Source organism: Halobaculum sp. EA56, from assembly GCF_051195075.1.
Taxonomy (GTDB): domain Archaea; phylum Halobacteriota; class Halobacteria; order Halobacteriales; family Haloferacaceae; genus Halobaculum.
On sequence record NZ_JBNTJX010000016.1, the window covers coordinates 24,711 to 38,591 of the forward strand.

The 13,881-nt window shown below is 60.1% G+C and carries 10 protein-coding genes; 1 reads left to right on the plus strand and 9 read right to left on the minus strand.

Annotated elements, in window-relative coordinates:
• Positions 1-16 precede the first annotated feature (16 nt).
• The 5 genes from ACQUQ1_RS18345 to ACQUQ1_RS18365 all read right to left on the minus strand — a co-directional run bounded on the left by ACQUQ1_RS18345 (position 17) and on the right by ACQUQ1_RS18365 (position 1,818).
• Positions 17-274, minus strand: a complete 258-nt coding sequence (locus ACQUQ1_RS18345; RefSeq protein WP_004594518.1) for a HalOD1 output domain-containing protein — start codon at positions 272-274, stop codon at positions 17-19.
• Between the two features lie 84 nt (positions 275-358).
• Complete coding sequence (locus ACQUQ1_RS18350; RefSeq protein WP_004594519.1) at positions 359-688, minus strand: hypothetical protein; 330 nt, start codon at positions 686-688, stop codon at positions 359-361.
• Between the two features lie 6 nt (positions 689-694).
• The gene (locus ACQUQ1_RS18355) at positions 695-1,045 is read right to left on the minus strand and encodes a hypothetical protein (protein ID WP_004594520.1); all 351 of its coding nucleotides are present in this window, start codon (positions 1,043-1,045) and stop codon (positions 695-697) included.
• Between the two features lie 156 nt (positions 1,046-1,201).
• A complete protein-coding gene (locus tag ACQUQ1_RS18360) occupies positions 1,202-1,528 on the minus strand; it encodes a DUF7558 family protein (protein ID WP_011222441.1) in 327 nt (108 codons plus the stop codon).
• The gene (locus tag ACQUQ1_RS18365) at positions 1,528-1,818 is read right to left on the minus strand and encodes a hypothetical protein (RefSeq protein ID WP_004594521.1); all 291 of its coding nucleotides are present in this window, start codon (positions 1,816-1,818) and stop codon (positions 1,528-1,530) included. Before ACQUQ1_RS18365 ends, ACQUQ1_RS18360 begins: the two co-directional genes overlap by 1 nt.
• A 525-nt stretch (positions 1,819-2,343) precedes the next feature.
• On the opposite strand from ACQUQ1_RS18365, the gene ACQUQ1_RS18370 reads away from it, so the two are divergent.
• Positions 2,344-4,323, plus strand: a complete 1,980-nt coding sequence (locus ACQUQ1_RS18370; protein ID WP_004594522.1) for a hypothetical protein — start codon at positions 2,344-2,346, stop codon at positions 4,321-4,323.
• 43 nt (positions 4,324-4,366) lie between these two features.
• On the opposite strand, the gene ACQUQ1_RS18375 is transcribed toward ACQUQ1_RS18370, so the two are convergent.
• Genes ACQUQ1_RS18375 through ACQUQ1_RS18390 form a run of 4 tightly spaced genes read right to left on the minus strand, consistent with a single transcriptional unit; the run spans position 4,367 to position 13,879 of the window.
• Positions 4,367-6,382 carry a hypothetical protein gene (locus ACQUQ1_RS18375; RefSeq protein WP_134671650.1) on the minus strand — a complete coding sequence of 672 codons (2,016 nt, stop codon included), beginning with the start codon at positions 6,380-6,382 and terminating at the stop codon, positions 4,367-4,369.
• A gap of 39 nt (positions 6,383-6,421) precedes the next feature.
• A complete protein-coding gene (locus ACQUQ1_RS18380; RefSeq protein WP_004594534.1) occupies positions 6,422-10,792 on the minus strand; it encodes a type IV secretory system conjugative DNA transfer family protein in 4,371 nt (1,456 codons plus the stop codon).
• Positions 10,785-12,869: a VirB4 family type IV secretion system protein gene (locus ACQUQ1_RS18385; RefSeq protein ID WP_004594535.1), complete on the minus strand. Its 2,085-nt coding sequence runs from the start codon at positions 12,867-12,869 to the stop codon at positions 10,785-10,787. Before ACQUQ1_RS18385 ends, ACQUQ1_RS18380 begins: the two co-directional genes overlap by 8 nt.
• Positions 12,866-13,879, minus strand: a complete 1,014-nt coding sequence (locus ACQUQ1_RS18390; RefSeq protein ID WP_004594536.1) for a hypothetical protein — start codon at positions 13,877-13,879, stop codon at positions 12,866-12,868. Before ACQUQ1_RS18390 ends, ACQUQ1_RS18385 begins: the two co-directional genes overlap by 4 nt.
• Between the last annotated feature and the right edge of the window lie 2 nt (positions 13,880-13,881).

Below are 13,881 nucleotides of genomic sequence, written 5' to 3' on the forward strand. Positions count from 1 at the left end.
GAATTCGATCGCGCTACTAATCCGGTGCCCCGGCTGGCTCGTCGAGAAGGACATCGACGCCGTCGTGGGTGACGGCGAGTTGGATCCCCTCCACGGTGAACCGGACTTCCACGTCCCCGGCTGAGGATGCGAGAAGCTGCTCGAGTGCCTCGACGTCAACAGCGTCGTGGAGCTGATACGAGTCGGTGGGGAGCCCGTGGGCTTCCAGTGTCTCGACGATTTCAACGAGTAGATCGGGGGATGGATCTGAGTCTCTCGGGGTGGAGGGTGCCATTATGGCCTCGACGGGTAGATAGGACGAACAGGAGTTAAAAATGGGGGCTCGACGGCCTGTCGCTGCGGCCTTTCAACCGGTCCCTCAGTGGTCGTCCTGTGCGTTTAGCTCCTCGAGAAACCAGCTGGCTGCGGTTCCGATCCGAACGCCGTCGACGTTGCGCATCTCAAGGCCGTTCGTGGCGGTCCGGAACGGCTCGTCGTCGACGAGGATGCGGTTGATGACTGTCCGGACCGACTCCGTTCCGTATCTGTCGACGAGAGCCGCGACCGCCGTATCGAAATGTGCATCCTCGTGCTCGGTTCGCGGGTTCTGCGCCCGGTAGATCACGAGGTCAACCACATCGTCGACCGATGCGTGCTCGGGATTCCCGGTTTGCTCACGAACATTATAGTTGGCCTCTGTATCAGGCATTGCGAGTCACTCCGCCGCGTCGTCCGTATCGGTCGTCGCCGAGTCGGTTTCTCGTTGCTCACGGATTGCAGCCAGCGTCTCCTCAAGCGTACCCACACAGCCGATCGCTGCGAGCTCATCGGCAATCTCGTCGATGAGTGCGGCTCGCTCGACGGCAGTCTCGTCGCCGGCGGTCCTGTCGATCGATGCGACGCGAAGCGCCCGCGTTTCGTGCCAGCCACAGTCCCAACAATCGCGGGTCACCTCGATCTGCTCGTCCTCTTCCGCTGCGAGGACGGCGTCGGACAGCGACGTCGACAGGGGCCGGTCTGGTCCGACCTCGAGGGTGACGGGGGACCCGCACGCGGGGCAGTCCATAGTCATCCCGAGGAGCGCCCGTCTGTTGAAGATAGCGGAGCAACGAGACAGCGACACAACCAGCGCTGCTGAGTTCGCGGGGTGGGACAGCTACGGACAACTGTGACCCTCCCGCAGTGGTCGCCGTACCACTCGCGTCGACGACCGCTCGGCGGGTCAGTCAGAGACGATGTGTGCCTCGAGGTCGCGTGTCCAGTACGTTGCTGGCCCGCCTGGACTACACCGCGCACAGACCTGTATCGGGCCTTCGAGATGGCCGAGTTCGATTCGAAACCGTGTGAGCGCTGCGAGCGCGTTGACGACGAGGCCACAGCTGTCACAGGCGTAGTGATCACGATCATCGGGATCCGGCGTCTCTTGGATCGCACAGTCGACGCAAATCGGGTGGTTGACCCGCTCTTCCTTCCCCCACGTGTAGGCGATCCCAGTCTCTATCCCGGATGGAGCCTCGCAGAAGGCACAGCCGGCCAGCGTCTGCTGCATCACCCATCACCCTCGCCGGCGTCCCGGGCGGCCGTCCAGCCTGTGTGGAAGACGGCGAGCTGCTGCATCGATTCGAACGCTGTGTTGCTGGGCTCGTGAACGAGGAGCCGCTGGTCGACGACCGGTGTGACTGTCCCGGCATCGAGTAGCTCTCGAACCAGCTGGCGGGCCGTCTCGTCGTCAAGATCCGCCGTCGATGGTGACCGCGCATCCCGATCCTGAGCGAGCAATTCCGCTTCGAACCGTTCGTGATCGTCTGCCGTATCGTCGTATCTATCCGGACCAGACATACAAATCAGGGGCAGCACAGGAACCGCCCCGCACCCACTCGGGGGCACAATAAACAGTCGCCACAGTCACCATTCTCAGTCACGATGTCGATCTGCTCCTTCACCCTCCACGCCCCACGCCATCGTCCGGGTGGCAGCCTACTCTCGCTTGGCCAGCGGCCTGGCATCTCGGCCCTGGTGGCCGCGAACATAACTTTGGGCCGCCACCCCCACCACATATCGGTTGATTTTCCTGCTGTCTAGTGGCACAATTCGCCTCCAAATCGCAAGACAGCAATACCTGACACCAGATTTCGGGGGCTGTCCGGGAACTCCCTCGTCGGTGAGTCTGGTGTCTAGTGCTGCCGTCCTACGATTTGTTGACTCAGCACGACTCTCAGCATACCTGGTGTCTAGGGGAGGTCGTCGCTGGTGTCAGGTTAACTGTTCGGACGATTTAACCGAAATGGCCCTGTCGAACTCTGAAGAAAGTGAAAGAAATTCTGGTGACAAACGCTTTTCACCCTCTTTTATATACTGTATAGTATGTCTGAAAATGAGAAAAGCTTCTTCGAGTATACCGAGTTTTATTCTGACTCAGAGACTCAGGATCCCGAAGAGGTTATTCAGGATCGTCAAGACCCGGAGATAGCGTACGCTCACATATGTAAAATCGCAGGGACAATCAACGCAGGGTTGGATGCGGTACCTGAGGACCAGCGGGATACTGTAAAGGTGTACTCGGTCGTGGATCTTTTCCGAGCAACGATGCAGTATATCGAGGAGTTTGGATCCTATTTCAGATATCTCATTTTGAATAAGGAATCCTATATTAATGAGATTATCCGGACTTCAAGCGGAGATATACGGCCACTCTTTGAGGCTATTCTGGAGGAGGAACTTGATGGGTATCTTGATAAACGAGATGTTGAGGCTGACTCGAATGAGGTTCTGAGTTTGATCTTTGGGTATCAGGCGGTGCGAGAGGGAGCGATTAGTTTCTCAGAGGAAGAACTGGAAGATGTTCCAGTTGATGTTGGGTTGGCTGATATAGAGATTCACGAAGGTGAGGGTGAGGATATCCCTGAGTCGATGGAGATGGAGTTGTTAGTCGAGGATTCGATTGAGAATCTGAGAAATAAACTCAAGAATATTGCTGTCTTCTATTTGAATTTCCGAGAGGCGTACAACGCCGTTAAACACGGCAATCGGGTTACGGTTGGTGACAGTACTGGGTTTGAGCTCGGGAATGACGAGTTACTCGATGATCGAATTGTTCTCGATGATGAAGTCATTCAGTTCCTGTGTAAGTACTCTGCTGATTCACAGGATGGTGAGCCGTATCTGCTGACTATTCCTCGATCGATTCTGGAAGAGAAGACTCTGAATGTCGTCGAAGATGTGTATACTCTCTATACCCAGGCATATGATGTGGCGACTTTAGATGAGGGTGAAGAGATTAATCTCAGCTTCTGGAAGTCCACCGGTGGTGGTGGCCAGGATGAGAATGATTTGATACATATCGCTAATCCTGATTCTCGGATTCTATTGCCGAGAAATGTAATGCCGGATGTAATTGAGGATTTGCAGGTTCCAGAAAAGTCAACAGTAGAGTGGATCGGTAATTGGTCTCTTGCCGGCGACACGCTGGAGTTTGAGGTAGAGTTTGGTTCGGAGCCTACACCTGAGCATCCAATCCACGTTGAGATTAATTGGGAGAAGACTGCCGATGATATCCACGAATTCGGAGAAGGCCAGTTCAATTTTAATGTTGATCCTGATGATCTGAGTGTTGAGCAATACTTTGAGATGCTCAAAATCCAGGATAAGGATGATATCCGGAGGGTAGAATTTGAATTCCCAGATTCGGATAAGACGTATCAGCAGCGGCTTGAGGAGCCTTTCGAAGGTATCGATTTACCTGAGCCCGAGGATCGTGATATCCTCGAGTTTGTGAAACGTGTGGGGTTGGCGACGGATACTCGGATTCCTCTTCCGGAGTTTATCACGGAGAAGCATCGGGAGGTGTACGATGACTACAAGGATTCCGATTTGGACTCTGATACAGCAGAGGAGATTCTTTCTGAGCTTCAGGAGCGAGGTGAAAAGGTTCGGCGGTCATTAGTGGGTGTTGCTGTCTGGGAGGGTGATTTCTCGGATGTAGATGTTGATGAGGATGAGCCGGCACACGCTGAGGATTTAGGCGAGCTCCGTGCTATAATGGGTTTGAGCGAATCTCAGGATGCGGATGATATGGAACGTTTTCCTGGGGAAGTACGCTGGACACACCCTGAGTCGACGAAGTATACACCTGATGAGTTACTTGATAAGCTGCGAGAAGGGTATGGGGAGACGGTCGGTGAGCTCCAGCGTTCGGAGGTTGATAGGGAGGAGGCTGAATCGGAGTTTAGTCATCGGATTCGTTTCGGGCACGAGACTATGTGGGGAACCTTTGATAAGCACGTTATCGATATCTTCCCAGTGTCTGAGGGGGCGTTTGATAGAGAGGATTCGCCGGAGACGTGACTGTTGAGGTAGTTTAAGATTTGATGCTGAGTGAGTGAGATGTCTACCGATTGGATGAAATGAACCTTCTCGCCCTGTCAAGTGGGGATCGATTCTCGTCCTGGTTTCCCTGATTTGGCTCTTGCTCGAACTCACGTTCTTCGAGAGCAGCCTCTAGCCGATCACGTTCAGAGCGGACGGTAGCGAGCTCCGATTGGAGATGGTTGACCTTTGTTTCCAGCCCCTCGATTTGCTCCGATTTCTCCTCCAGTTCAGATTCGAGACGCTTGATTTTCGCTGTCAACAGACGGTTCTTTTCGCGAAGGTGAGCCCGGTCCAAGTCACCAGGTCGATCGTCACTCGTAGGAGATTCGGGGGGTGACTTCGATTCATCGTCAGCTGCGTTCTCCTCGGGCGTGACCCGCTCGCGCCCGTGGTTCAGGTCCGTGTCTTCGATGGCTTCTAGCGTCTCGTTGTAGGTTTCGTACCCGGGGAATCCCTCGTAGGTTCCTTCCTCGCCCTCACGATCGACGAACGCATTCTCCGGACAAATCTCGAGCGCGACAGCCGCTTTCCGAACGGCCCAGAACGGCATCTGGTCGTAGGTCCCGCCGTCGACGCGGTCCGATCCGGCCTCTGGAACCCACACCGGAATGTCGTAGCCGGCGCTCCGCAGTTCGTCGACGGCAGCCCAGTAGTCCTCCCCGTCGAGGTCCGCATCGGCGGCGGAGATAATCCCCGTCGCGAGCGCCATCAGCTTCGCCGGCCCGCCCCCGGCGTTAACCTTCGAATCGCCGAAGGTATTGGCCTGCTCGTCGACGAAACAGGATTGCCCGCTCTCACTGTGGCGCCAGCACGGGTCGAACTGCGGCCGCGGCTGGTTCGGATCCGTATCGTAGGCATCGCTCGCGTAGTGACGGGCAATCTCGGTGATGTCGATATCCTCGACAGCCTCGTAGACGTCCTCTTTGAACGGCGTAACGGGACGGCCTTCGAGGGTACCGTCGAGTTCTGCCATTCGCTCTTCGCGTCGCTGGAGCGCTGCCTCACGCTGTCGCTGGCGCTCCCGTTCCCGCTCACGCTCCGCTTCCACCCATTCCTCCAGCGTGGCCTGCCACCCCCCGTGGTCCTCGTACAGGTCCGGCCAGAGCGTCGCGACAAGCGAGTCGACGCAGTCCGTGTGCTCGACTCGCGTGAGGTCATCGGCCCAACTGACCGCCTGCTCGAGGAGTGCGTCGTCGACACCCTCGAACGGACGGAGTTCGTAGCGGACGTTGTCGGTCGCGATGGGCGTGACGACGGCATCGTGGTCGGCGTGGATCGAGAGTGGCGGCTTGTACTGGCGGTTCTTGTTGTTCACCCAATCGGGCTGAATGACGTCGCCGGCGCCGTCGACGCGCTCGTTCACGCGGGCCTCTGCCTTCTGGAGCCATGCGTTCGAGCGGTCGAGGAACTCGTTGAACACCCGTTCGAGCGCATCCGGATCGTCATTGAAGTGGTCCGCAATTGGTAGTGTGGCCTCCGGGGCCCCAAAGACGTACGCGCCCCCGACGGAGTCCAGCGCATACACCGCCTTCCGCGTGCCGTAGAGCGTTGCATACTCGTCGATGTAGGCGTCGAGGGTACGCTCGACGAGGGCACGCGTCTCGCCATCCAGGTCGCCTCGCTGCGGCTTGATGTCGTCGGCGAGGTCAATATCGCCCCAGGTGGGAACTGCCCGGAGGTCGGCATACCCGGGGGTTGGGGGCTCATCCTGCCAAACGGTCGTCCCCTCAGACTCGTCGTAGCGACAGGGTTCCCACTGTTGGAAGGCGGTCGGTGTCTTGTAGGTGGTGACGGCATAGAGGGTCCGGTTGAGGCGGTCGTGAATCTCGTCGTAGTCACGATCGAGGCGGGCAACCCGTCCGCGCTGCGGATACCCGGCCTTAATCGCCTCGACGTCGTCGTGGTCGCGTTTGATGTACCATCCGACGAAGTCGTTCAACCCGATGGTTGGATAGTTCTTGACAGTCGCCAGCGCCTCGTAGATGGGTTTGGCACGACGGTAGTGCTCGCGGATGGCTGCCTCGGAGAGCGTCATTTCGTGTGCTCCTGCACCTCCTGAGCGGGAGCGAAACGACTACGCACTGGCATCATTCGGTTCCTCCTGGTCGCCGGCGTCGTCCAGCTCGATTCCGACGTAACAGCGTCGCGTCTGACCGTCCAACCACTTCTTGTCACGCTCGAACGCAACGTGGTCGCGAAGCGTACGTGTGAACCGGTTTTTTGGCTTCACCTCGTACTCCTCGGCCGTCGCATATTGCTCGTACGCATCGTAGACCTCAGCGACCGCGACGACCCCGTCGCCGGATTTAACGATGCTATCGCGGACGAATGCTTGGATGCCGAACGGATCGTTCTCGTGGTCTTCCTGCTTCATAGATTGCTTATCGGCAGGTTCGTCTGGCTCCACACCTGCCAGATGGAGTTCATTGTTTTCGATCGCCTCAATGAGCCCAGCAAGGTCTTTGGTCGCGTCAGAGTCTCGAGTGTAGAGCTCGAGATTCTGCTCATCCTCGATGACACCTATCGCATACGAATCATCCGTGTACTCCGGAACGGGTAGGTCGGTACTGGGCACGAACGGGCGCTTGACAGGTACCCAATCCGCTTCGAACGCCTCACGTGACTCGTAGGACTCGGGAAGTTCTCCCGGCCTAAAGACGGTGTATGACTCGCTCTCGGCGTCGTAGCTGTACGTCGCCGGGAACTGATCTTTCGACACAGCGTCGAAGGAGTCGATCCGGGCGTGCTGGTCTCCGGCACTATCCTCGAGGACGAACGCACCGTCCCGCTCGAACCAGCGGGTGTGGCGACTACCACCAGTGGCCGGTCGGACGGCCGTCACTCCATCCGCGGCTCGCGCACCACCGTTGAATGTGACGTTGTGGTTCATCGTATACAGCCGTGTTTCCCCGGAGGAGAGCTGATTTCGCGGCTCGCTGAGGATTTTCGCAAGCCGGTCGGCAATCTCGTCAGCCGGCTGATCGTCGTGGTCTGCGACGACGAACAGCGGGATTCGCTCCTGTTCCTGGGCCTTCCGGAGGTTCGTGAGGACCTTCGCCGGCCGGACGTGGGTGGTGGTTTCGACCTCCACCTGGAGCTCCCGGTCGAGATCCGGATGCGTCGCGATGGCATCGGGGCGGGACTCCCCGTTCTGATCGAGGACCTCCACGGAGAACCCCGCAGTTGCGAGGGATTGCTCGACCGTTTCAAGGACTGCATCGTGGTGCTCGCCCCCGCCGGTCGGTGATGTCGACGTGTCGGGCGCGGCTGCTTGCTCACCCTCGTCTGTGAGCCGACACTGCACCGACGAACCACCGTCCGGGAGATCGACCTCGATGAGCGAGGACGCCTCCCTCACTTCTGGTAGTGTCTCGTAGCCCTGCGCCTCGATGGTGTCTTCCTCGATGCGCGAGAGCAGTTCCTCATCGACGTCCTCGACGGAGACCCAGCCGTTCGTCTCACGTACGTCGTTCGACAGCTGGACGGCGCGAATCGCACGGGCCATCGCGACTTCCAACGGTAGGTCATCCGCGTTCTCCAGAGCGACGTCAGTCGCAGCGTCACGGCTCTCCACGGTCGTCCCGCCGGCGACCCCGTACTCCTCGCGGGTATGCTCGTGGACGGCGTCCAAGGCGTCTTGGAATCGCTCTTCTTGCGTCCCGGTCAGTGGCTGCTCGCTATCGGGATGACCGGGTGGAATCGGAAGGGGTTCGATACTGAACGGGTCGGGGCCGGTTTCGCCGAACTCTGGGCTCGGGAGCTGTGCGATCCACTCGCCACGCGGGAGGGAACTGATCCGATTCTTGAACTCGACGGGATCCATTGCCTCGTGTGAGAGTGCCTCGGCGATGTCGGCGTCGACGGCGATCTTCCCGACGAGCGGACTGCCGATGTTGTTCAGGACGTTCAGGTAGACCTCGCGGTTGCCGGCCTCCTTCATCTGCTCAGGGAACTGCGTCACGAGTTCGATGGATAGCCGGAACTCCCGCCCCTTTTCGAGCAGCGTCGTCAGCGTATCAGAGACGACGACCGACGACGCTTCGTCGATGAGCAGGTTCGCCACGTAGTCGTCTGGCTTGCGGGCCAGCTCGTCGCCGTCGCGACGCTTGACAGCATCGTAGAGCTGCGTCAGAATGACGCCGGTCATCACACGGGCGGCCTCGTCGCGGAGATCGCCGAGGTCGAAGATGACTACTTTGTCCTCGTCGAGGAGGTCGCGGAAGTCGAACTGTGACTCGGTATTGTTGAAGATCCGCCGGAGATGGGCGTCCTGCGTGATGTAGTCCATCCGGTTGCTGATGCCGCTCACGACGTTCGAGAACGTCGCCGGGTTCGAGCGCAGGTGTCGCTCCAGTTTCTCGGCGACCTGCGGGTCGCTGGCTCGCGGTGCATCTTCGGGTGTCGAATCTGGTGGCCCGGCGGCGTGGAACTGGGTCACCGCCTGCTCAAACTGGTCGTGGGTGAAGTAGTTTGTATCCTGCCGGAAGTGTCCGTTTTCGAGGCCGTACTCCTCGTCGTACATCGCCTTGATGAGGTACTTGATGAGCGTCGGCGAGGCGATGGCGTCCTCGTACCGCTCCGGCCCCATCACGAGCTTGATGAGCTCCTCGTAGTGGTCGGCCTTGTCCTGAATCGCGTCGACGCGTCGGACGCCGTCCTCCAATGCCGGCGTGATGTCGAAGAACGCGAAGCCAGGCAGGATGTCGGGCACCGAGAAGTGGAGGACGTTCTCCTCGAGGTCGTCGGTGCCGAAGCGCTTCGCGTGAGCCCGCATATAGTTCTCGGGGAAATTCCCGCCCTTGGAGTCGATGATGAACACTGGCCCGTTCGTCTGGTCGTACAGCGAGAGGGCGTCGTTTTCAAGCGCGACCGATTTGCCGGCGCCGCTCTTCGCGAACCGGCCGACGTGGAACGGAAGTAGATGCGGGGGAATCCGCATCGGCTCCGACGTGGGCGTACCGTCTTCCCCAAGACCGCGGCCGATCGCCATCCCGGCGTCCGTGAACGCATCCATGTGGTCCTGCGCCGGGAGTGGCAGGGGCGTCCGGCTCTCGGGTTCGGCGTCGGACCCCCGCCCGCCCTCGGTCGTGAGGTCAGTTGCCGGCGGAACGACCACGAAGTTCGCCAACTCAGCCGGCCCGAGGACGAGATCGGGGCGGGTCTTCCGCCAGTCGCTCTTGGTAGCCAACGTAGCGTTGAGTACCCGGTCGGCGTGCTTCTTGGCTCGCCGCCCCTTTCGAAGCCCACGGCGGATGCGCTTCGGTCGGAGCCGATAGTGCGGCCCGTTCAGGTGATCGAATACCGACCCGATATCATCGAGACGATGGTCAACCCGCTCTCGTTGTCGGTCGGAGGTCACGAGCGAAAGTGCCCGCATATTCACCGTGAACGTGTGCTGTGGCTCCTTCTCGTCGATAGCCTCGACCCGCTCTCGCCCACCGATGTCGAGATACCGACGCTGTCGCCCGGTGTTCGACGGACTCTGTGGTTCGTTCTCTGTGTTTCCGAGGAGTTCTCCGAAGAACCAGTCGACGACCCGGTCTTCGCCTTCACGGAGCTTCCGCTGGCGCTCTCGTGCCTCGTGCGTCCAGTCCGATTTCCGCTGAAAGAGTACCTGGAACGCGATCGGGTGTTCGGCCCGGGTCAGCTGATCGATGAGTGACGCGAGCGGGGCCCGAGCGTGATCGTCATCGTCGTCTTCCGTATTCGTGAATTGGGGTAGTGTCGTCATCCAGTCTTCCCGCCGGGTAGCCTGCCCGTGCCAACTGATTCCGAGTGGGGTCGTCTCATCGACGGTCGGTTGCGTATGAGCCGGCTGGTGATCGGCATCGAGTTCGGAGTCGGACGGACCAGCCGCTGTGGACTCGTCACTCGAATCGGCCTCGAACAAGACTTCGTCCTCGTCCTGCGACATAGTGCTCTCCGACAGCACACTTCCGCCATCACCGACCGGTTCCTGCCCCGTCGAATCGAAGAGAGTCACGGGCTCTGAATCCGAATTCGGGTCTCCGGAGAATTCCTCAGCTGTCCTGGGGTTCATTCCGTGGCTATCGTCACCTCCGGCACTGTGGTCCTGAGACGGGTCTGCTGTCGATGGGAGTAGCTTCGTTTCCAAGTCAAGGGTGACCCGCTCGAACGTGACGGTCGGAGGATACAGCGTCCGGAGGCGTTCTTCGAAGGCATCTAACCGGCGGTCGGCCCCGTAATAGAACTCGACCGGCTCGTCTGCCCCCTCACTCACTGCGAGGAACTCGAACACCGGTGGCGGATCGCCGAAGGGACCGATACTTGCGAGAAGTCCGTCGTTGCCAGCGTCAAGGCCGTGGAGGCCGGCCAGTTGACGGACTACGGTCTCCGGCGCGAGATCGCTCCGGGAGGGAGTGATCCGGATGTACTCGTCGCCGTTAGCCACTGACGGGATTTCTGACGGGGTCTGTTCAGTCATCCTCCTGAGTGGTAGTGCTAGTTGGTTCACCGCCGTCGGCACGCGTTCCGGCGGGTCGGCTATCTGGATTCGTCACGCTCGTCGTCGGCTCGGGTTCAAGCTCGGCCACGTCCGCAGCGCCGCCGTCGATAACGTGAGCCTCGTAGTCACTTGCCCGAATTCGGAGTGGGAACCATCCCTCCTGGTCGATACCGACGAGCGCCTCAGAGTAGCCGTCCTCGTCTTCCCCGGCCTTCGCGGAGGTAACCCAGTTCACCTGCCGCTCGCTGAGGTCGAACCACTTGGCGATCTTCTCTTTCTCCTCATTGACGCGGTGGAGGACGGTCAACGAACAGAGGTTCGCGATGGTGCGTGCCTCCGGCGTCAGCGCGAATTCACCCCCCGTTTGCGTGATGAATTCGAGGCTCAGATCGAAGTGGCGGCTGTGCCGGACGGCTGTCTCCAGGAAGTCCAACGAGACGGCGTCGTTCATCAGGTAGTGCGCCTCGTCGATACAGAAGACGACGCGCTTGTCGGTCTGTTTGACCCGCTCGTAGACGCTGTTGAACAGCACCTGCATCATCAGGCTGGTCTCCGCCCGGCCACGGGTCCCCTCCTCCTGGTGGAGATCGAGGTAGATGACCTTCGAATCGAGGTCGAACTCGGAGGGGCGAGCCAGATTCTCGAGTTCACCGCCCTCGCGGAATGACGGTCGGAGGTCCTTGAGTAGCGACTGAGCATCGGACTGGACGGCTTCCTGCTCCCCATCCGTGACGTAGCCGTACTCCTCGGGGTCTTCGACCATCTCTTCGAGGACCGTGATGACGTCGTGGATGGTGGGCGAGTCCCGGGTGTGCGTCTCTGGATCGCGGGTGATCCCGCGCTTCTCGTAGGCTTCTTGGACGGCCCGCCGGAGCGTCTGGTTGCGCTCGCCGAGTGGATGGTCTGCGACGTGCTCGAAGAACGTCGCGAAGAAGGTCATCACCCAGTTGATCTGCTCGCCCCACGGGTCGATGTCGTCGACCTCCTGCAGGACGTGGTCGGGCGTCGGTTTGATTTCCAGCGGGTTCAGCCCCCGCCGGCCACCGACCGTGATCCGCTCGCCATCGAGCGCCTCGTTGACGCCGGCGAACCCCCGCATCGGGTCGAGCATAATGACGACCGTATCCTCGTCGAACATCGCCCGCCGCACGAGCCGGAGCTTCGTCGCGAAGGATTTGCCTGCGCCGAGCCGGCCGATAACCATCATACAGTAGCCGGTTTGCCGTTTGAATCGGTCGAGGATGAGTGGACTCGAATTCAGCGCGTACGTCCCGTATTCGATACCGGGTTCCGCAAACGCACCGGAAACGAAGGGGAACATCGCGCCGACTGCCCCGCCGAGCATCGGCGTCTTGCTGTCGAGCGTCTCGTTGAACTGATCCAGGGCGATCGGGCTCGCTGAGGTGAACGTCTTCAGCTGTGACCACCGGGGCGTCACCGGCGTCAGATTCGCAGGCGCTTGTCGGGCTGTCGTCGACACCGACTCGGCGTCGATGTTCTCGCGATCGTTGCCCCTGACCGTGAGATACATCGAGACGTCGAACGCCTGCATCGTCGTGTTCCGAAGGACGTCGTACATCTCCTGGTGGTCCTCGAGGTCTTTCTCGACGCCCCGGGCGCTCGCACGATGCTTCTCGGTCAGGTACTCGTAGTCGGCTTCGAGGTCCTCGATCTTGTTCTCCAGCGAATCCAACGTCTCTCGCGTATCACGAGGATCGATGTGGATGCTGACATCTGTCTGTTGGGTCTCGGCGGCCGCGTACAGTTTTTCGAGGAAGCCATCCATCGGAGCATCGGGATACTCACCGACCCACAGACTCTGCGCCCACTGGGTGTCAGTCCGGAGGGCGCTGGGCGTTCGCTCGATACTCGACGGCGAGACGACGGTCTGATGGATCTCGGGGATGCCGTCGACTGCCTCACCGTCGGCCTCGTAGTCCACGGTAAACTGTGATTCAGCATCTTCCCCCTCTTCGTCGGGGGCCTCGTCTGCGGTCGCCTCGTCGTCAGTTTCTGAACTATCCGAGCCGGTGAAGGGCAGCAGGTTTCCAATCATGACTTGTTGATGACGGGGGACGTTCGAAGCACCTGTTCGGGGTCGCCGTACTCGATTTCCGTGCCGGTCCAGTATTCCGCGATGAGGCGGGTGAGTTCGGCCGCATCAACGGGGCGCGTGTCACACCCCTCGATGCCGCGGAGGCCGCGCTCGACCCGCCGGCGCCGCTCGTCCAGTTCCTCGAGCATCGCGGCTCGCTCTTCCTCCTCCGGCGGCGCCGTGACAATCTGGATGAGGATGCCCAGTACGGGGATCCTAGCGAGCTTTTCGAGGAGGCTGGCCCGTTCGTATCGGACCTCCTCAGGTCGTACCGGAATCAGGACGTAGTGGTCGCGAATGGTCATCTGACGCTGCGCCAGCTCCCGGTCGTACCAGTCGACGTAGTGTTCGATGAGCGCCTGGAGTTTCTCGTTCGATTTGACGTCCGGGTCGCTCAACCGGTCTTCGTACCGCCCGACGTACTCGTCGGCGGGGAACGCCTGCGTCGTCGAGTAAATCTGGATCGGGAACTCGACGGTCGTATTGACGAAGTCCTGGAAGGCCTCCGCCTTCTGGGCCCACTCCTCGTCGGTCGCGAGCGCCATCGTCGGTGGCGACACCTGAACGGCTCCGACAAGAGCCCGGTCCGTCCGCTCGATGGCGTCTTGTCGCGGGTAGACGCGCTCGACGTGAGTGTACTCCTTCGCCTCCTCGTGGGCGATCTCCGTCTCGCTGCGGTGGAAGTTCACGAACAGACCGAGCCAGTCGAGACTGTTGGTGTAGCCGGGCGTGAGGTAGACGAACAGCCCACCGAAGGCGATCGCAATCGCTGCGAGGGGGATCGTGAGGGCGGACACCGGAATGCCACGAACGGTGAGTGACGGTGGGATAACGACCTGCGTCACCAGGACTACCAGTACACCGGGAAGACCGGCGACGGCGAGGTCCGTCAGCGAGTACTTCCCGAGGAACTGGGTGTCGGTACCGAGTGACTTCGGAATTCGTTTCGCGGGGTCAGTTGCGGAGCTCATGG